The following is an 18,863-nucleotide window of genomic DNA, read 5'->3' as shown; positions in this document are numbered from 1 at the left end:
CAGGAAGTTAGCCCAATACCTCGACGAGTGTGCGGCCAGCTTCACACTGGCTGACGAGTGTGCGGCCAGCTTCACAGTCGCGCTTCGCGCTCTGCATCGCCGCCCGGCTAGGCTGGGCGGCGTGTTTGAATCGCTGTCCGACCGGCTGACCGGCGCCCTGCAGGGGCTGCGCGGAAAGGGCCGGCTGACCGACGCCGACATCGATACGACCACCCGAGAAATTCGGCTGGCGCTGCTAGAAGCCGATGTCTCGCTGCCGGTGGTGCGCGAGTTCGTCGCCCGGATCAAAGACCGGGCCAAGGGCGCCGAGGTGTCGGGTGCGCTCAATCCAGCGCAGCAGGTCGTCAAGATCGTCAACGAGGAGCTCGTCGGAATCCTGGGTGGGCAGACCCGCCGGCTGGCGTTCGCGAAGACGCCGCCGACCGTGGTGATGCTGGCCGGCCTGCAAGGCTCCGGTAAGACCACGCTGGCCGGCAAGCTGGCGTTGTGGCTGCGCGGCCAAGGCCATACTCCGCTGCTGGTGGCCTGCGACCTGCAGCGGCCGGGCGCGGTGAACCAGTTGCGCATCGTGGGGGAGCGGGCGGGTGTGGCGGTGTTCGCGCCACACCCGGGCGTGTCGGGCGACGCCGATGCCGAGCAACAAGCCGGTCCGGGTGATCCGGTCGCCGTCGCCTCGGCCGGACTCGCGGAGGCTCAGGCCAAACACTTCGACGTGGTGATCGTCGACACCGCCGGTCGGCTGGGCATCGACGAGGAGCTAATGTCGCAGGCCGCGGCCATCCGGGAGGCCGTCGACCCCGACGAGGTGTTGTTCGTCCTGGACGCGATGATCGGCCAGGACGCGGTCACCACCGCCGAGGCGTTCCGCGAGGGTGTGGGCTTCACCGGGGTGGTGCTGACCAAGCTGGACGGTGACGCCCGCGGCGGCGCCGCGTTGTCGGTCCGCGAAGTCACCGGTGTGCCAATTCTTTTCGCGTCGGCCGGCGAGAAGCTCGAGGACTTCGACGTCTTCCATCCGGACCGGATGGCCAGCCGCATCCTGGGCATGGGCGATGTGTTGAGCCTCATCGAGCAGGCCGAGCAGGTCTTCGATGCGCAGCAGGCCGAAGCCGCCGCCGCCAAGATCGGGTCCGGCGAGCTGACGCTGGAGGATTTCCTCGAGCAGATGCTGGCTATCCGCAAAATGGGACCGATCGGCAACCTGCTGGGGATGCTGCCCGGCGCGGGCCAAATGAAGGAGGCGTTGGCCGCCGTCGACGACAAACAACTCGATCGGCTGCAGGCCATCATCCGCGGAATGACGCCGCAAGAGCGCGCCGATCCGAAGATCATCAACGCCTCGCGACGCCTGCGCATCGCCAACGGATCCGGTGTGACGGTATCTGAGGTCAATAACCTGGTCGACCGATTCTTCGAGGCCCGCAAGATGATGTCGTCGATGGTCGGCAGCATGGGCATACCCGGATTGGGACGAAAGTCGGCGACCCGAAAATCCGCGAAAGCCAAAGGCGGTAAAGGCAAGAAGGGTAAGAAGCGCGGCCCGACACCGCCCAGGGTCCGCGGACCGTTGGGCGCGGGGATGCCGGGCATGCCGGCGGGATTCCCCGATCTGTCCAACATGCCCGAGGGTCTGGACGAGCTGCCGCCCGGCTTGGTCGACTTCGATCTGTCCAAGCTGAACTTCCCGGGCAAGAAGTAGCCGCACCCGTGCGTCTGCACCTTCGAGGGGTGGGGCTGCCCGATGAAGAACCGGTCGAGCTGTGGATCGTCGACGGCCGTATCAGCCGCGAACCGGTCACCGGCGCTGACACGGTTTTCGACGGTGGCTGGGTTCTGCCCGGGCTGGTCGATGCGCACTGCCACGTCGGGCTGGGGTCGCATGGCGGCGGCGTCGAGATAGACGAAGCGATCGTCCAGGCCGAGACCGAACGCGAGGCCGGCGCGTTGCTGCTGCGCGACTGCGGCTCGCCGACCGACACTCGCACCCTCGACGACCGCGCCGATCTGCCGCGCATCATCCGTGCCGGGCGGCATCTGGCCCGTCCCAAGCGGTATTCGCCGGGCCTGGCAATCGACATCGAAGACGAGTCGCAGCTGCCGGACCTGGTGGCCGAGCAGGCGCGCCGCGGTGACGGCTGGGTGAAGCTGGTCGGAGACTGGATCGATCGCGAATTAGGCGATTTGGCCCCGCTGTGGTCCGATGCAGTGCTCAAGGCGGCGATCGAGGTCGCGCATGACCACGGGGCACGCGTCACGGCCCATGTCTTCGGCGAAGACGCGCTGCCCGGACTGATCAACGCGGGGATCGATTGCATCGAACACGGCACCGGGCTGACCGACGACGCCATCGAGCTGATGGTCGAGCACGGAACCGCCCTGGTGCCCACGCTGATCAACATCGAAAACTTCCCCGGCATCGCCGATTCCGCGGTCCGCTACCCGAAGTACGCCGCGCATATGCGCGACTTGTATGCCACGTGCTATCCGCGGATGGCCGCAGCCCGGGACGCCGGCGTACCCGTATATGCCGGTACCGACGCCGGCAGCATGATTGCCCACGGGCGGATCGCTGACGAGGTCGAGGCGCTCAGGGGCATCGGGATGAGCGCGACCGACGCGCTGGGCGCGGCATGCTGGGATGCTCGTCGCTGGCTGGGCCGCCCGGCGCTGGACCACGGTGCTTCCGCAGATCTGTTGTGCTACAACGACGATCCACGTCAGGGCCCGGCCGTGCTGAATCGGCCCGACGTGGTGATCCTGCGCGGACAAACGTTCTGAACGACAGGCTCTCGCCGGCCATCGATCCGGCTCGGGTCGAACGGAAAACCGCGATGGCGCAGCTTAATTCACCGTCGAGCTAGGGAGTGCAGCCCGTCGTCGCGCATCATCGTCAGTGCGAGTTAGCGGGGTCACTGGGATGCACGGTGAGTGGAATAATCACGAGCGTCATCCAGGAATACAGCGGAAGTGATTCCACGATGCCGTCCATTTCTCTGACATCGCTCGCATTCCATAAACCGAGGGTGCGCCGGTCGCCGGTCTGGGTGGTGGCCATCGCCCACAACCGCTTGAGGTGACCGCTCGCCGCGAGCTCACGAGCGCGCTGCGCTTCCCGCTTCATGGCGTCATCGACAGCAGCGGAGGAGGTCCCTTCGGGCACGGCAATGGTCATGGTGATCAGAAACTCTTGCCCGCTGCCTGGTCCGGAAAGTGCGGGGTCGTTCGAGTGCGGTGAGAGCGGCGTGACCTCGTCGGTGCGCCACACCCGCAACGGCATTGATGCGAGCAGTCGCTCCAGTTCGTCGGCATCGTCGGCGGCGAACAGGCCAAGCGTGCGCCATTCACCGGGCTTCAGCGGGGGGCGCCACAAGCGGCGCAGGTTTCCGCCGACCGCGAGTTCGCGCGAGCGGGCGGCCTCTCGACCCCGGACCTCGTCGATCGCTTCGTCGGGCGTACCCGCCGGAACATTGGTGGTCATGGTCACGAGGAACTCCACGGCAGCCGCGCCCTACGCCACCGGACCGCGGACCATGCTGCGGGCCTTCGCGGGGCTCACCCTACGCGAGGTAACGATCATTCGACGGCGCCGCTTGCCACGGCAAAGACTGTACTTGCTGGCCAAGCGATCTGTGCGCGCGCCATCATTCTCGGCGGTGACCAGGCTTGCCCACGCGACGTGCCGATAACGAAAAGGCAATGGGCCAAACGACGGTCGCCTTGCCGAACTGTTCGGCAAGGCGACCGTCTTGGGCAATTGCAGCGGTATATCGCTTCGTTAAGCAATCGCTGAGTCGCAAGACTCGGATGCACATACCCAAAGGACACGGCGTAGGCAGCGGCGGGCCACCCCAGCCTGCTCCCCAACCGGGTCCGCCCCAACCGGGTCCGTGCCGGCCGGGTCCACCCCAGCCGGCCAACTGCGCATGTTGAATCACAGCCGGAGCTGCCGGTGGTGTCGGGGCGGCGTTGGCGACACCTGCCAGTCCGACCGCCGAAAAGCCCAGCGCGCCGGCGATTGCGCCGGTGCCACGTGGCCCTTGTCGATACCTTGCGCTGCAGCTCACAAGTGTTGTTGCGGCTTCGAACGCGCGCGATCATAGCGTCGGTCCGCGGACGCAGATGTGTCCTGATCGCGGTCTGGTGTTAAACACGTGATATGCCGATTCCCCAATTCATCGTCGAGCTTCGTCGGCACATCGGACATGCGCCACTGTGGTTACCGTGTGTGACCGCGGTTGTCATTCGCGATCAACACGTGCTGCTGGTCAAACGCGCCGACAACCAGGCATGGACCCCCGTCACCGGCATTGTGGAACCCGGCGAGAACCCCGCGGACTGCGCCGTTCGAGAAGTGTTTGAGGAGGCCGGCATCCACGCGGTCGCCCGACGATTGGCGTGGGTACACGTGACTCGCTCAATAGTTCATGCCAACGGTGATCACGCGCAGTACCTCGATCATGTGTTCCGGATGGATTGGGTTGCCGGAGAACCGTTTCCCGCCGACGACGAAAGCCTCGACGCGCGATGGTTCGACCTCTCAACGATGCCGCAGATGTCGGGCGGCATGCATCGCCGCATCGAGCTGGCGGGCAACGACAGTCCCAGTGCCACAACGATTTTCGACACAAACGATACTCATCACTAGGCGAGAGGTGAACCAGGCATGGCCGACAAAAACCAGACATGCGTCGTAGACCAGCTGGCGGACTTCGTGGTCAGAGCCGACCAGACTGATCTGGGCGGGAATGTCGCCCCCACGCTGAAGCGCAACGTTCTCGACAGCATTGCTTGCGCGGTTGGCGCCCTCGACGGAGAACTCATCACCGCCATCCGCGCCCACGCCGAGCAGTTCAGCAGCCGGCCGACAGCGACCTTCGTCGGCGGAGGACGCGCGTCGGTCGATCAGGCGGCTTTCTTCAACGCGGTGCTGGTGCGCTACCCCGATCTGCTCGACACCTATCTGACTCCCGGCGGTCTGTGCCACCCAGCCGACAATTTCGGTGCTGTTTTCGCCGTCGCCGAACACGTCGATGCAAGCGGAGCGGACTTTCTGCTGGCTCTGGCAATTGCCTACGAGCTTCAATGTCGTTTCAGTGCAACGGTTCCCGTGATGACCCGCGGTCTCAACCACGCGCTGCAATTGGCCATGTCGGCGGCTGCCGGCTCGGCCAAGCTACTCGCGCTCGACGTCGCGCGCACCGCCGACGCCATCGCCGCCTCGGCCGTGGACAACGTGTCACTCGCCGCGGTGCACGCGGAGCCTGTTTCGACCTGGAAGGGCATTTCGCCGGCCATCACCGGGATGCGCGCGGTCTATACCACGATGCTCGCGAGCCGCGGAATCACCGGCCCCAGAGCAATTTTCGAAGGGCCGAACGGCCTTGAGGGGCTGTTCGACCAGCCGATCGACTTGCACACGTCCGACCGGTCGCTGACTGCCGTCGAGCAGACCTATCTCAAGCAGTACTGTTCATTGATTCACGGCCAGGTGATCATCGACGCGACATTGGCGCTACGCGATGAGCACGACATCACCGGCGCCGACGTCGCGACCGTGAAACTCGAGGTTTTCCAGGGCGCGTTCGACTTTGCCGGCGGTGGCCATTACGGCAACAAGGACCACCCGTCGACCAAGGAGCAGGCGGACTACAACCTCAAATACCTCGTGGGCGTGGCCCTCATCGACGGTCAGGTGGGCCCGGAGCAGCTCGAGACCGAACGGGTGCGCCGCGACGACGTCCAAGACCTGCTGGCGCGGGTGGAGGTCGAAGCCGCAGCGGACCTTACCGAGGCCTACCCCGAACGGACGGAGGCCCGCGTCTGCATCACCTTGAACGACGGCCGAGAACTACACCGCGCACAATCCGACTTCGAAGGATCACTCACGCGGCCGATGTCGTGGGACCGGGTCGTGCGGAAGTTCCATTGGCTTGGCGAACCGTTCGCCGATGCGGCGCTGCGCGCCGAGATCATCGACGCCGTGCAGCGCCTCGACGAGATCTCGGTGGCCGACCTCGCCGGGCTGCTCGGCGCGGTGAGTCCGCAGGCCCAACGTCCGCGAAGCAGGGGGAGGCTATGACTAAGGGTGTTACCGATCGAGAATTGAGGACTGGAGATGCGCCTTCCGTTGTTGCCACCGGCCGGCCTGAGCCCGGATCAACAGAACCTCTATGACGACATGGTGGACGTCATCGAGGAGAACTTTGGTGAACTCGTTGCGCGCCGCAGCGATGGTGCGCTGATTGGCCCGTTCAACGCCTGGCTGCACTTCCCGCAGTTCGGCAAGCCCGCGTGGGCGTTTAACCGGGCAATGTGGGAGCACAGCGTGTTGCCCGCCGCGATCCACCAGCTGGTCATCCTGGTTACCGCCGCCAAGTTAGGCGCACGCTACGAGATCTACGGCCACGAGTATTTCGCCGGCCGGGCGGGCCTCGCCGATCAGAAAATCGCCAGCATCGTCGCCGGGGAACGCCCGGATGACCTCACCCACGAGGAACGTGTTGCCTACGACATGGCGGCCGCGCTGAACCGTGGCGGGCCGCTTCCCGAGACGACCTACCGCGCTGTCCTGAGCACCTTCGGAGAGCAGGGCCTCGCCGAAATCGTCTTTCTCGTCGGCTGCTTCTGGATGGTCGGTGTCACGCTCAACGCGTTCGATGCTTCGGTGCCCGGACGCGAGGAGGGTCTCAACTAGGTGCCTTTCGAGCTCGGCAGAAAAGATTGCGAGTACTCGCTATCTATGCTAGCTTCGCTGCAACCCCAACGATGTGGAGGAAGACAGTGACCTACGACGTGATCATTCGCGACGGTTTGTGGTTCGACGGCACCGGCAGCTCGCCGCAGACCCGCACGCTGGGCATCCGCGACGGCGTCGTGTGCGCGGTGTCCGCCGGGCCGCTAGATGAGACCGGCTGCCCCGAGGTGATCGACGCCAAGGGCAAGTGGGTCGTCCCTGGCTTCGTCGACGTGCACACCCACTACGACGCCGAGGTGTTGCTGGATCCCGGATTGCAGGAGTCGGTGCGCCACGGCGTCACCACGGTGTTGCTGGGGATGTGCTCGCTGTCGACGGTCTACGCGCACCCCGCCGATGCTGCAGATCTGTTCAGCCGGGTCGAGGCGGTGCCCCGCGGGTTCGTCTACGGCGCGCTAGAGGCCAACAAGACCTGGTCGACGGCAGCGGAATACATTGAGGCAATCGACAGCCTGCCGCTCGGCCCGAATGTGGGCTCGCTGTTGGGTCATTCGGATCTGCGGACCGCGGTGTTAGGCCTTGATCGTGCGACCGACGAGAGCGTGCGACCCACCGATGCCGAACTCGACAGGATGACGGCATTGCTCGACGAGGCGCTCGAGGCCGGAATGCTCGGGATGTCCGGGATGGACGCCGCGATCGACAAACTCGACGGCGACCGATTCCGGTCCCGCGCGCTCCCGTCCACTTTTGCGACATGGCGTGAACGGCGCAAGCTGATCAAGGTATTGCGCAAGCGAGGTCGGATTCTGCAGAGCGCACCCAACGTGGCCAAGGCGGAGTCCGGGCTGCTGTTCTTCCTGGCCAGCAGCCCAATATTCAAGCTGCGCAAGGCTGTTCGGATGAGCCTGCTGGTATCTGCTGACGCGAAGTCGATGCCGTTGGCGGTGCACGTCTTCGGACTGGGTACCCGGCTGCTCAACTTCCTGCTGGGCTCGCAGGTGCGCTTCCAGCATTTGCCGGTTCCGTTCGAGCTGTACTCCGACGGAATCGACCTGCCGGTCTTCGAAGAGTTCGGCGCGGGCACCGCGGCGCTGCACCTGCGCGATCAATTGGAGCGCAACACGTTACTGGCCGACAAGGAATACCGTCGCAGGTTCCGCCGTCAGTTCGACCGCATCAAACTCGGACCGTCACTGTGGCACCGCGACTTCCACGAAGCCGTGATCGTCGAATGCCCCGACAAGTCGCTGATCGGCAAGAGCTTCGGGGTGATTGCCGACGAGCGGGGGCTGCATCCGCTCGACGCGTTCCTCGACGTCCTCGTCGAAAATGGTGAGCGCAACGTCCGCTGGACCACCGTCGTCGCCAACCATCGGCCCAAGCAACTCAACAAGTTGGCCGCCGAGCCGTCCATCCACATGGGCTTCTCCGACGCCGGGGCGCACCTGCGCAACATGGCTTTCTACAACTTCTCGCTGCGGCTGCTCAAGCGCACGCTGGACGCCCAACGGGACGGCACACCGTTCCTCACCGTCGAGCACGCGGTGCATCGCCTGACCGGCGAGGTGGCTGAATGGTTCGGCCTGGACGCCGGCACACTGCGCAAGGGTGACCGCGCCGACTTCGTGGTGATCGATCCGGCCGGCCTGGACGACTCGGTCGACGGCTACTACGAGGAGAAGGTTCCGTTTTATGGCGACCTGAGCCGGATGGTCAACCGCAACGACGCGGCCGTCGTGGCCACCGGCGTCAACGGTGCGATCGTGTTCCGGGACGGGCAATTCCGCGACGGCTATGGAAAGACGGTGAAATCGGGCCGTTATCTGCGGGCCGCCGCGAGTCGACTGCAGCCCGTCGGCTCGAGCGCGCAGGTGTGACGATGGCGAGGACCCAGCAGCAACGCCGGGAAGAAACGGTTGCGCGACTACTCGAGGCCAGCATCGCGACGATCATCGAAGTCGGATATGCCCGCGCTTCCGCGGCCGTGATCACCAAGCGCGCCGGGGTATCGGTCGGGGCGCTGTTCCGTCACTTCGACACGATGGGCGACTTCATGGCGGCCACGGCGTACGAGGTGCTGCGGCGTCAACTCGACTCGTTCACCAAGCAGGTCGCCGCAATACCCTCCGACCAGCCGGCGTTGGAGGCCGCGCTGACCATCCTGCGGGACATCACCAGCAGCTCCACCAACGCGGTGCTGTACGAACTGATGATCGCCGCCCGCACCGACGCAAAACTCAACGCCACTTTGCAACACGTCCTGGAGCAGTACGGCACGAAGATCTGCGACGCCGCGCGCGCATTGCCCGGTGCCGAGAGCTTCCCGCAGGAGACTTTCCCCGTTCTGGTGGCGCTGTTGACCAACACCTTCGACGGAGCCGCGTTGGTAGGAGCGGTGCTGCCACAACCGGAACTTGAGCAGCGACGGATTCAACTGTTGTTGTCGCTGCTGAGCGGAGTTGGCCTACCGGCCTGAACGTCTACCGATCGGTGAGTTTGCCGACGGCGTCGTCCAACGTCCGGCACAACAACATCATCTCGTTGATCCCCAGCAAGGTGAGCGGCCGGTGGGTGGCCGGCCCGTCGGCCACGACGCAGAACGGCGTGGAGTCGCCCAGGCTATCGCGGGTTTTCATCAGGACGCTGATCCCGGCTGAGCCGAGAAACTCCACTTTGGACAGGTCGACGATCAGACCGTTCGGTTTTTTGGCGAGCGCGGAATCGAGAGATTCGGCCAGCCCTGGGGCGGTCAGCATGTCCACGCTGCCGCTCACCGATACCACCGCCAGCCCATCGACCAGCGATTCGTGCGCGTTGAAGTCGTCCTTGTCAGACTGAGGTGGCAAGCCCGACGCCGCGGGTTGATTTTCGGCCGTCATCGATCTTCACTCCTTGCGGGCACCTGCGTCTGCTGCATGCGGCGCAGGCCTTGGTTGGCAATGGCTGTCGACTCAACCGATGGACAGGGTCGACGCATGTCGACACGATGCCGTGAAAGCTGGTATTGGGCAACTGCAAAATAGGAAGCAACGGCAAAGGAAGACTAGCAAAGCCCGGGGCGTATCGGCATCGGTCTACAGAACGCCGATCGCCGATTGCGGGTTGAGGGCGAAACCCCAGTTGAGCAGGCTGCCGGCTTGATCCCAGTAGGTTGGCCCGCCCTCGTGCACGAGCCCGTACATCATGGCGACCACCAGGCGGCGCCCTCCGCGGGCCGCGGCGCCGACGAACGTCTTGCGCGCGGCGTCGGTGAAGCCGGTCTTGCCCCCGATCGCGCCCGGGTAGCGCTGTAGCAGCTCGTCCTGGTTGCTGATCACGTGATCGCCGTTATCGCCCGGAAACACAGCCGATGGCTCGGCGGTGATCTGGGCGAACACCGGGTTGGCCATCGCGGCCCGGAAGATGACGGCCAGGTCGTGCGCCGTCGACCAGCCCGAGCCTCCCGGCCCGTCCAGGCCGGACGGTGTCGATGCGTGGGTGTTCACCGCGCCGAGCGATGCGGCTTTGGCGTCCATCTTGGCGACGGCGGCCGCCGGCCCGCCCAGCATGTGCGCCAGCGTGTTGGCGGCGTCGTTACCCGACACCAGTAGCAGGGCGTCGAGCAGTTGGCGCGCCGTATAGGTGCGGCCGGCCTTCACGCCCACACAGTTGCATTCGACGTGGCTGTCGGCCTCGTCGGCGACCACCGTGGAGTCCAGGCTCAGCTCGTCGAGGGCCGCCAATGCCAACAGCACCTTGATGGTGCTGGCGGGTGGGTGCTGCACGTTCTCGTCCCGCTCGGCCAGCACCTGACCGGAATCGAGATCAGCGACCAGCCAGGTCTGCGCCGGACCGTCGGGGATCGGTACCGAGCCGACCGGCTGCACACCAGCATCGGCCCACGCTGGTGTGTTGCCGCCAACGAGGGCGAGAACAGCCGCGACTGCGGCGATGAGCATCCGCATGGCCGCTGAGCTTACCGGCTCGGCCGTCGGCTTTCCGGCCCGCGCCGCCCGTCGTGGGAATCGCGGTGTTCAATCGACCCATGTTGAGCCAGGCCGAGATTTCTGACCGGTTGGAAATCCAGCAGCTGCTGGTGGACTACTCGAGCGCCATCGATCTGCGCCGATTCGACGACCTGGACGCGGTGTTCACACCGGACGCATACATCGATTACACGGCCCTTGGGGGCATCGAGGGCCGCTATCCGGAGGTGAAGGCCTGGCTGGCTGAGGTGTTGCCGAATTTCCCGATGTATGCCCACATGCTGGGCAACTTCTCGGTGCGCATCGACGGGGACACCGCGTCGTCGCGAACAATCTGCTTCAACCCGATGGTCCTCGGTGGAGATAAAGGGCAGGTGATGTTCTGCGGGCTCTGGTATGACGACGAGTTCCTCCGCACCCCCGAGGGCTGGCGGATGACCCGCCGGGTAGAAACCAAGTGCTTCCAGAAAATCCTCTAAATCCGAGACCAATCCGGGCGAATTTTCGCTGCGTGGCCATGCTCTGGCACAATGGGCGGCTGTCCGCCCTGCGACAGTGCCCTTTCGGGCGTGGTCCGGCGCGGCACTCACGCGAGGCAAAACCGGATTCTGGCATCCCGCCCGAATCGCTGAATTGCAGCGTGACACCCACAGGAGAAGTCGTTTAACCATGTCTGTAAAGATCAAGCTCAGCCGGCTTGGCAAGATCCGCAATCCCCAGTACCGCATCGCCGTCGCCGACTCGCGGACCCGCCGCGACGGGCGCGCAATCGAGATCATCGGCAGATATCACCCGAAGCAAGATCCGAGCCTCATCGAGATCGACTCCGAGCGCGCCCAGTACTGGCTGTCGGTAGGTGCTCAGCCCACCGAGCCCGTCCTCAAGCTGCTGAAGATCACCGGCGATTGGCAGAAGTTCAAGGGGCTACCCGGCGCTGAAGGCAAATTGAAGGTCGCCGCGCCCAAGCCGAGCAAGCTCGAGCTGTTCAACGCCGCGCTGGCCGCTGCCGACGGATCTCCCGACACCGAGGCCGCGACACCGAAGAAGAAGAAAGCGCCCGCCAAGAAGGCCGCCGCGTCGGACAAAGCCGAGAAGGCTGACGAAAAAGCCGACGAAGCCGCCAAGCCGTCCAATGAAGCCGAGCCGGCTGGCGGCAGCGAGCAGGCCGAACCGGCAACCGAGAGCTGACTGTTGGGATGACTAAGCCATGAGTACCGTCGTCGTCGACGCCGTCGAACATCTGGTCCGCGGGATCGTCGACAACCCTGACGAAGTCCGAGTCGATCTGGTGACCAGCAGACGTGGCAGGACCGTCGAGGTGCACGTCCATCCCGACGATCTCGGGAAGGTGATCGGTCGCGGCGGTCGCACCGCGACCGCGTTGCGCACGCTGGTCGCCGGAATCGGTGGTCGCGGCATCCGAGTCGATGTGGTGGACACCGACCAGTAGCGTGGCCCGGCCCATGGAACTCCCTTGGAGCTAACAGTCGGGCGCGTGGTCAAGGCCCACGGTGTGACCGGCGAGATCGTCGTCGAGGTTCGCACCGACGACCCTGAAGCGCGGTTCGCACCGGGTGCTGTACTGCGCGCCAGGGCTTCCGATCATCGTGAGCGCAACTGCATCGTGGCGGCGGTCCGTCCGCACGGGAGCCGACTTCTGCTGCGGTTGGAGGGGGTGGCCGACCGTGACGCGGCCGACGCGCTGCGGGGCAGCTTGTTCGTCATCGACTCCGACGACTTGCCGCCCATCGACGAGCCGGACACCTACTACGACCACCAGCTGGAAGGTCTTCTGGTGAAAACGACGGACGGCCGCGATATCGGCACCGTCGCCGAGGTTTTGCACACCGCGGCCGGCGAACTGCTGGCGGTCAACCGAGCCGACGCCGACGAGTTGCTGGTGCCGTTCGTGAGCGCGATCGTCACGTCGGTGTCGTTGGACTCTCGAATCGTCGAAATCGATCCGCCCGACGGCTTGCTCGAACTGGAGACCTGAGGGCCAATATGAAGATTGACGTCGTCACGATCTTCCCGTCCTATTTGGATCCGCTGCGACAATCGTTGCCGGGCAAGGCGATAGAGTCGGGTCTCGTCCAGCTCGAAGTGCACGATCTGAGGAAATGGACCCACGATGTGCATCACTCGGTGGACGACGCGCCATACGGCGGCGGTCCGGGGATGGTGATGAGGGCGCCGGTTTGGGGCGATGCTCTGGACGAGATCTGTTCGAAGGAAACACTTCTCGTTGTTCCGACGCCTGCGGGCGCATTGTTCACCCAGGCGTCGGCGCAGCAGTGGAGCAGCGAGGCGCATCTGGTGTTCGCCTGCGGTCGCTATGAGGGGATCGACCAGCGGGTCATAGACGACGCCGCCGCGCGGATGCGAGTGGAAGAGGTCTCGATCGGAGACTACGTACTGCCGGGAGGGGAATCGGCGGCACTGGTGATCATCGAGGCGATACTACGACTGCTGCCCAACGTTCTGGGCAATCCGCTTTCGCACCAGGATGATTCGCATTCCTGCGGCCTGCTGGAGGGCCCGTCGTACACCAGGCCGCCGAGCTGGCGCGGACTGGACGTCCCCGAGGTTCTGCTGTCCGGCGACCACGCCCGCGTCGAGTCTTGGCGACGGCAGGCTGCCGAGCAGCGCACCCGCGAACGCCGTCCCGACTTATGGCATCGAGATCGACCTTAGCGCGGATTTCAGCGAGAAATCCTGCACCATCGTCGATTTCGGCGAGCAACGGCTCAGATTCGGCCGGACGGGAACATCGTCTTGACCGCCTGGGTGATTGTTGCCCGCGCGGTGGCGTCATCGGAGGCCTGCAGCGACTCGATCACCATGACATAGCGTCGGTCGGCGCCGACGATCCCGGTGGACAAGTGCATCCAGCTGCCGCCGTCCATACAGCACATCCATCCCTGCTTGACGGCAACGGGTTCGGCGTACAGGCCGTCGGGAATTCCGAACCGCTGGGGGTAGCCATCGGCCCCGGTTGCGGTGGATCCGGCGAGGTCGCCGACGATGACCAGCGCCCGCTCCTCAGACAGGCCGCCGGACCCGTTGAGCAGCATGTCGTAATAGCGAACCAAATCGGAAGCCGAACTCGTCGTATTCCACCACCGCCCGTCGCTGGGTGGGGCGGTGGACGTCAGCCCGTAGCGGCCCGCGACGTCGGTGATGATCGCCTCACCGCCACGCTCGGCCCAGAACGTCTCCGCGGCGCCGTCGTCGGAGGAGCGCAGCATGCTGTCCAGGGCCTCGCGGTCTGCCGTGGACAACCGGCGATTCTCCTCTGCGCCGCCCGATTCCTGCGACAGCACCTCATCCGCGATGAAGAGCTTGGCCACCGACGCGATGGCGACGAGCTGGTCATTGCCGTTGGAAAGCAGTTGGTTGTTGGCTCGGTCGAGGACCGCAACCGAGACGGTGGCGCCGTTCGCGGCAGCGTCTCGGGTGGCCTGCTCGATGCGGGCCGGCAATCCGTCGAACGCGGCGCCGGGCACTCCGTTCGGTGACTGGGGCGGGGTGCTCGCTCGCACCGGCGGCGTGACGACGTGGGCCGCACCCGATGCGCCATCGGGAGCGCCGTACACCTTCGCTTCGACGCCCGCCACCAACGGCGTCAGTAGCGCTGCCGCGGCGATCAGCAGCATCGGCGCCCGCGCTGGCATGGCTCTCCACTTCACCCATTGGACCTTGGTCCTATGTACCATTCGCCCACGTCACGGCGGGGTAAGCGGGATCGGCGATTCGCGGCGATTTCACTGCCTGGTCCCGATCTGGCACAATTGACCAGTTGTCTCCAGGGGCGGTCGGTCGGCCGGTCCGCTCCCGCCTGCTGCGAGACGCGCCCAGATGCCCGAATCCATCGGCTTGGTTGACTGTCCACGTGTCTACCGCGTGAGCATCAGCCCGCAGCCGCGACTGCAAGGAAGTGTCCGTCGAAATGAACACGCTGGACTTCGTCGACAAGTCGTCGCTGCGGGACGACATCCCGGCCTTCAGCCCCGGCGACACAATCAACGTGCACGTCAAGGTGATCGAGGGCGCCAAAGAGCGCATCCAGGTGTTCAAGGGTGTGGTGCTACGTCGGCAAGGCGGCGGGATCCGCGAGACCTTCACCGTACGCAAGGAGAGCTACGGCGTAGGCGTCGAACGGACCTTTCCCGTGCACTCGCCGAATATCGACCACATCGAGGTTGTTACCCGCGGTGATGTCCGCCGCGCCAAGCTCTACTACCTGCGAGAGCTGCGCGGCAAGAAAGCCAAGATCAAAGAGAAGCGCTGACCTGGTGCGGCGGGGTGGCAGTCCCGTCGCCGCGTGGCGGCTCGCGACGGTGCGGACCCCGCTGGCTAGGCTGACGCAGTGACCGAAACCACCGACTCGTCGCCTGAAGGCCACCCCGAGTCTGATCCGGCCAAGCCAGAAGCCGCGACCAGCGGTTCGGCCAGCACCGAGACCGAGGACGAACCCAAGAAGCGCGCGGCGCTACGGGAAACCGTCGTCCTGGCGGCGATCGCGCTGGTGCTCTATTACGTCATGTTGACCTTCGTGGCACGGCCGTACCTTATTCCGTCGGAGTCCATGGAACCGACGCTGCACGGCTGCTCGGGTTGCGTTGGCGACCGGATCATGGTGGACAAGGTCACCTACCATTTCGGTTCGCCGCACCCCGGTGACGTCATCGTGTTCAAGGGGCCGCCGTCGTGGAACGTCGGCTACAAGTCGATCCGCTCGCACGACACCGTGGTGCGCTGGCTGCAGAATGCGCTGTCCTTCATCGGCTTTGTGCCGCCTGACGAGAACGACCTGGTCAAGCGCGTGATCGCGGTGGGCGGACAGACCGTGCAGTGCCGAAGCAATACTGGGCTGACGGTCAACGGCGCGCGTTTGAAGGAGCCATATCTGGATCCGGCAACGATGAACGCAGACCCGTCGGTGTACCCGTGCCTGGGCCCAGAGTTCGGGCCGGTCAGCGTCCCGCAGGGGCGGTTGTGGGTGATGGGGGACAACCGCACTCATTCGGCGGACTCCCGGGCGCACTGCACCAGCACCCCCACCGACGCAATGGATGGGCTGTTGTGCACGGGTGATCCCATGGCGGGCACCGTGCCGGTGGACAACGTCATCGGTAAGGCAAGGTTCATTGTGTGGCCGCCGTCGCGATGGGGTGGTGTGAGTTCGGTGAATCCGCAGCAGAATCACTAGCCATGGCCACCACTTGGCCGCCACGGACGGTGATCCGTAAATCCTCCGGCTTGCGCACCCTGGAGTCGGCGCTGTACCGCAGCGGTCTTGGACCGGTCGCCGGAGTGGACGAGGTCGGCCGCGGGGCATGCGCCGGGCCCCTGGTGGTCGCGGCCTGCGTGCTGGGTCCCGGGCGACTGGAAAGGCTTAGTGCCCTGGATGATTCGAAAAAGCTCACCGAAAAGACACGGGAGACGCTGTACCCGTTGATTTGCCGGTACGCGCTGGCCTACCACGTGGTGTTCATCCCGTCAGCCGAGGTTGACCGCCGCGGCGTGCATGTGGCCAACATCGAAGGCATGCGGCGGGCGGTAGCCGGGCTCCCGGTGCGTCCCGGCTACGTGCTCAGCGACGGTTTCCGAGTGCCGGGGCTGCCGGTGCCATCGCTGCCGGTGATCGGCGGAGACGCGGCGGCGGCCTGTATCGCCGCAGCCAGCGTGCTGGCCAAGGTCAGCCGGGACCGGTTGATGGTGGCGATGGATGCCGATCATCCGGGCTATGGGTTCGCCGAGCACAAGGGCTACAGCACCGGTGCGCACTCTGCCGCGCTGAACGAGCGGGGCCCGTGTCCCGAGCATCGGTATTCATTCATCAATGTCCGGCGAGTGGCAACCACGCCGGGCACACCGGTTCAACAGGCCGCCAACAGGTGGGGAAAGATGGAACCCGAATGGGCTGAGTGGGGCAACGGAGAAGGACGCTGAGCAGATGAGTGCCGAAGATCTCGAAAAGTACGAAACCGAGATGGAGCTCTCGCTGTACCGCGAATATAAGGACATCGTGGGCCAGTTCAGCTACGTGGTGGAAACCGAGCGTCGGTTCTACTTGGCAAACGGTGTGGAGATGGTGCCGCGCAACGCGGACGGCGAGGTGTACTTCGAGCTGCGGCTTTCTGACGCGTGGGTGTGGGATATGTATCGCCCGGCCCGGTTCGTCAAGCACGTGCGGGTGGTCACCTTCAAAGACGTCAACATCGAAGAGGTCGAGAAACCCGAGTTACGGCTGCCCGAGTAGGCGGCTAGCGCTCGCTCGACGACCGCTGGTCGCCGAATACCGGGTTGCCCCGGTGCTCGATCACTGTCCGCGCCACATCGGCGAGTTTGATGTTCAGATCCTGGGAATACCGCCGTAGCACGTCGAAGGCCTCGTGCTCGTCCACGCCGTTCAACATCATCAGCATGCCCACGGCCTTCCCGATTTCCCGGTTGCTCATCAGGCCACGCCGCAAGGTGGCGACGTCCTCACCCTGAGCGACGGCGTTGATCGCCACGCTGGCGAACGATGCCAGCACGATGGCCTGGCCGGCGGACTCGGCGTCAAAGACGTTGGGCTTGTCGCTGAAGAGATTGAGCGCACCGGTTTTGCGCTTATCGACCAGGATGCGAAAGCCCATCGCACCGCGCACGGGCGTCTCGGCGACCAGACGGGCGGCCAGCTGCGGCCACTCGTTCGGTGTCGTGAGATCCGTTTCGATCTGCGGTGTCTCTTCTTCGATGGCGTCGACGCACGGCCCGTCCCCGGCCGTACGTTCCATGTCATCGATACGCTGCGCGATGCGGTCGCTGGCCCCAACGGTGACGTAGCGACCGTCGCGGCGCACCAGCAAGCTGGCGTGATCGCATCCCGTGACGACCAGCGTCGCGGCCACACAGATAGCCGCATAGACCTGGCTCGAGTCCGAGCCCTGGTAGATGATCTCGGCCAGCGCGGCGAACACCGTGCCGGGGTCGGCCGTCGCGGCTGATCCTCCAGCGCCGTTGTTTCCCTCGTCTGCCACGTCATCCATCATTTCAGGCCGCTTCGGTGCTGGCCAATTTATTGGCGTTTCAGTCCTGGTATCCGGTCCCCACGCCGGTGTAGGGGGCGTAAAGATCCCATGCGTCAAGATCCCGTAAGGATGACGGCGGCGGGCTCCGAGATCGGTTAGGAATAGCGGGTGACCGATTTGCCTGACGAGCAGCGCATCGCGCGGTCATTTTTCGACGGGTGGAAGCGGGTTTTCCTCGGGAAGCCAATGATCACCGACGACCTTCAGCATGAGAAGTTGTCGAATGGCGTTGCGCTCGGGGCGCTTTCACCGGATGCGATCTCGTCGACTGCTTACGGTCCCGAGCAGATCATGGTCGAGTTGCTGCCGGCTGCTGGGATGGCCGCGTTTGTGCTGTTGCTCCCCCTGATCGGCGTGATCCTGCTGATTTTGGTGTTGGTGACGGCGTCGTATCGGCAGGTCGTCATGGCCTACACCCGGGCCGGCGGTTCATACATCGTGGCCAGGGAGAATTTCGGGCCGCGCATAGCGCAGATCGCGGCCGCGGCGCTGTTGATCGACTATGTGGTCACCGTGGCGATCCAGTGTGCGGCCGGCACCGTGGCGGTGGCGTCGGCGATACCGGTGCTGGGCCCCTACAGCCTGGAAATCTCGGTCGGCGCCGTGCTCATCTTCTGTTACGCGAACCTGCGCGGATTGCGGGAGGCGGGCCGCACGTTCGCGGTGCCGACGTACTGGTTTATCGGCATGCTCACGCTGATGATCGTGGTCGGCGTTGCTCGTGAAATCTTCGGGAATCTGCCGCAATACGATCCGGCACACCTTGACGGCGCGGTGCCGATCCACCAGGGCAACGGCCTGGTGATGGGCGCGACGATCCTGGTGATACTGCGGGCTTTCGCCAACGGCGGATCGTCGCTGACCGGGGTCGAGGCGATCTCCAACACGGTCAACCTGTTTCGTAAGCCCGAAGGCCCTAACGCGCGCCGGGTGCTGACCCTGATGGCTACGGTCCTTGGGCTGTTGTTGGCCGGTGTGGCCTGGCTCGGCTACGCCACTCGTTCCGTTCCGTTTTCTGCCGGATATCCGTCGATGCTCTCCGAGATCGGCCGAGCGGTCTTCGGCCACGGCGTGATCGGCAACATCTTGTTCTTCCTGTTACAGGCCGCTAGCGCAGCGATT

General features: G+C 65.0%; 22 protein-coding genes. 17 read left to right on the top strand and 5 right to left on the bottom strand.

Going from position 1 to position 18,863, the window contains the following annotated elements; all coding sequences use genetic code 11:
* Window positions 1-121: 121 nt before the first annotated feature.
* Entirely contained in the window at window positions 122-1,699 is a 1,578-nt protein-coding gene (gene ffh / locus VNW74_RS23950) for a signal recognition particle protein (protein ID WP_325681444.1), read from the top strand.
* An 8-nt stretch (window positions 1,700-1,707) separates the two neighbouring features.
* Window positions 1,708-2,778: an amidohydrolase family protein gene (locus tag VNW74_RS23945; protein ID WP_325681442.1), complete on the top strand. Its 1,071-nt coding sequence runs from the start codon at window positions 1,708-1,710 to the stop codon at window positions 2,776-2,778.
* Window positions 2,779-2,890: 112 nt separating this feature from the next.
* Here the strand turns inward: VNW74_RS23945 and VNW74_RS23940 are convergent, their stop codons facing one another.
* Complete coding sequence (locus tag VNW74_RS23940; protein WP_325681440.1) at window positions 2,891-3,496, bottom strand: muconolactone Delta-isomerase family protein; 606 nt, start codon at window positions 3,494-3,496, stop codon at window positions 2,891-2,893.
* Between the two features lie 660 nt (window positions 3,497-4,156).
* Between VNW74_RS23940 and VNW74_RS23935 the strand changes: the two genes are divergently transcribed.
* The 5 genes from VNW74_RS23935 to VNW74_RS23915 all read left to right on the top strand — a co-directional run bounded on the left by VNW74_RS23935 (window position 4,157) and on the right by VNW74_RS23915 (window position 9,173).
* Window positions 4,157-4,645: an NUDIX domain-containing protein gene (locus VNW74_RS23935; protein ID WP_325681438.1), complete on the top strand. Its 489-nt coding sequence runs from the start codon at window positions 4,157-4,159 to the stop codon at window positions 4,643-4,645.
* 18 nt (window positions 4,646-4,663) lie between these two features.
* The gene (locus tag VNW74_RS23930; protein WP_325681437.1) at window positions 4,664-6,079 is read left to right on the top strand and encodes an MmgE/PrpD family protein; all 1,416 of its coding nucleotides are present in this window, start codon (window positions 4,664-4,666) and stop codon (window positions 6,077-6,079) included.
* A gap of 36 nt (window positions 6,080-6,115) precedes the next feature.
* Window positions 6,116-6,694, top strand: coding sequence for a 4-carboxymuconolactone decarboxylase (locus VNW74_RS23925; protein ID WP_325681436.1), 579 nt, complete (start codon window positions 6,116-6,118; stop codon window positions 6,692-6,694).
* A gap of 71 nt (window positions 6,695-6,765) precedes the next feature.
* Window positions 6,766-8,574, top strand: coding sequence for an amidohydrolase family protein (locus VNW74_RS23920; protein WP_325681435.1), 1,809 nt, complete (start codon window positions 6,766-6,768; stop codon window positions 8,572-8,574).
* A gap of 2 nt (window positions 8,575-8,576) precedes the next feature.
* Window positions 8,577-9,173: a TetR/AcrR family transcriptional regulator gene (locus VNW74_RS23915; protein ID WP_325681433.1), complete on the top strand. Its 597-nt coding sequence runs from the start codon at window positions 8,577-8,579 to the stop codon at window positions 9,171-9,173.
* A gap of 4 nt (window positions 9,174-9,177) precedes the next feature.
* Here the strand turns inward: VNW74_RS23915 and VNW74_RS23910 are convergent, their stop codons facing one another.
* Both VNW74_RS23910 and VNW74_RS23905 read right to left on the bottom strand, forming a co-directional pair.
* A complete protein-coding gene (locus VNW74_RS23910) occupies window positions 9,178-9,576 on the bottom strand; it encodes an STAS domain-containing protein (RefSeq protein ID WP_325681431.1) in 399 nt (132 codons plus the stop codon).
* A 195-nt stretch (window positions 9,577-9,771) separates the two neighbouring features.
* Entirely contained in the window at window positions 9,772-10,641 is an 870-nt protein-coding gene (locus VNW74_RS23905) for a D-alanyl-D-alanine carboxypeptidase family protein (RefSeq protein WP_325681429.1), read from the bottom strand.
* 80 nt (window positions 10,642-10,721) lie between these two features.
* On the opposite strand from VNW74_RS23905, the gene VNW74_RS23900 reads away from it, so the two are divergent.
* The 5 genes from VNW74_RS23900 to trmD all read left to right on the top strand — a co-directional run bounded on the left by VNW74_RS23900 (window position 10,722) and on the right by trmD (window position 13,356).
* Window positions 10,722-11,141 carry a nuclear transport factor 2 family protein gene (locus VNW74_RS23900; protein WP_325681427.1) on the top strand — a complete coding sequence of 140 codons (420 nt, stop codon included), beginning with the start codon at window positions 10,722-10,724 and terminating at the stop codon, window positions 11,139-11,141.
* 190 nt (window positions 11,142-11,331) lie between these two features.
* The gene (rpsP, locus tag VNW74_RS23895; protein WP_325681496.1) at window positions 11,332-11,850 is read left to right on the top strand and encodes a 30S ribosomal protein S16; all 519 of its coding nucleotides are present in this window, start codon (window positions 11,332-11,334) and stop codon (window positions 11,848-11,850) included.
* Between the two features lie 19 nt (window positions 11,851-11,869).
* Window positions 11,870-12,112: an RNA-binding protein gene (locus tag VNW74_RS23890; RefSeq protein ID WP_325681425.1), complete on the top strand. Its 243-nt coding sequence runs from the start codon at window positions 11,870-11,872 to the stop codon at window positions 12,110-12,112.
* A gap of 24 nt (window positions 12,113-12,136) precedes the next feature.
* On the top strand, window positions 12,137-12,658 hold the full coding sequence (gene rimM, locus VNW74_RS23885; RefSeq protein WP_325681423.1) for a ribosome maturation factor RimM: 522 nt from the start codon (window positions 12,137-12,139) through the stop codon (window positions 12,656-12,658).
* Between the two features lie 8 nt (window positions 12,659-12,666).
* Window positions 12,667-13,356, top strand: a complete 690-nt coding sequence (gene trmD, locus VNW74_RS23880; RefSeq protein WP_325681421.1) for a tRNA (guanosine(37)-N1)-methyltransferase TrmD — start codon at window positions 12,667-12,669, stop codon at window positions 13,354-13,356.
* A gap of 53 nt (window positions 13,357-13,409) precedes the next feature.
* Here the strand turns inward: trmD and VNW74_RS23875 are convergent, their stop codons facing one another.
* On the bottom strand, window positions 13,410-14,336 hold the full coding sequence (locus VNW74_RS23875; RefSeq protein ID WP_325681419.1) for a hypothetical protein: 927 nt from the start codon (window positions 14,334-14,336) through the stop codon (window positions 13,410-13,412).
* Window positions 14,337-14,611: 275 nt separating this feature from the next.
* Here VNW74_RS23875 and rplS point away from each other — a divergent pair, with 275 nt between their 5' ends.
* The 4 genes from rplS to VNW74_RS23855 all read left to right on the top strand — a co-directional run bounded on the left by rplS (window position 14,612) and on the right by VNW74_RS23855 (window position 16,927).
* The gene (gene rplS / locus VNW74_RS23870; protein WP_325681417.1) at window positions 14,612-14,953 is read left to right on the top strand and encodes a 50S ribosomal protein L19; all 342 of its coding nucleotides are present in this window, start codon (window positions 14,612-14,614) and stop codon (window positions 14,951-14,953) included.
* Between the two features lie 78 nt (window positions 14,954-15,031).
* Window positions 15,032-15,874, top strand: a complete 843-nt coding sequence (gene lepB / locus VNW74_RS23865; RefSeq protein WP_325681415.1) for a signal peptidase I — start codon at window positions 15,032-15,034, stop codon at window positions 15,872-15,874.
* Window positions 15,875-15,876: 2 nt separating this feature from the next.
* Window positions 15,877-16,617: a ribonuclease HII gene (locus tag VNW74_RS23860; RefSeq protein WP_325681413.1), complete on the top strand. Its 741-nt coding sequence runs from the start codon at window positions 15,877-15,879 to the stop codon at window positions 16,615-16,617.
* Between the two features lie 4 nt (window positions 16,618-16,621).
* Entirely contained in the window at window positions 16,622-16,927 is a 306-nt protein-coding gene (locus VNW74_RS23855; RefSeq protein ID WP_219066156.1) for a DUF2469 domain-containing protein, read from the top strand.
* Between the two features lie 4 nt (window positions 16,928-16,931).
* Here the strand turns inward: VNW74_RS23855 and VNW74_RS23850 are convergent, their stop codons facing one another.
* Window positions 16,932-17,699, bottom strand: a complete 768-nt coding sequence (locus VNW74_RS23850; protein WP_414686758.1) for a GAF and ANTAR domain-containing protein — start codon at window positions 17,697-17,699, stop codon at window positions 16,932-16,934.
* Between the two features lie 150 nt (window positions 17,700-17,849).
* Between VNW74_RS23850 and VNW74_RS23845 the strand changes: the two genes are divergently transcribed.
* Window positions 17,850-18,863: APC family permease (locus tag VNW74_RS23845; protein ID WP_325681407.1), on the top strand; the 1,014-nt coding region annotated here is incomplete at its 3' end.

This window comes from Mycobacterium sp. (assembly GCF_035570115.1).
In the GTDB taxonomy this organism is placed as follows: Bacteria; Actinomycetota; Actinomycetes; order Mycobacteriales; family Mycobacteriaceae; genus Mycobacterium.
The sequence above is the reverse complement of the archived record's forward strand: the minus strand, read 5'-3'. Positions and strand labels throughout refer to the sequence as shown.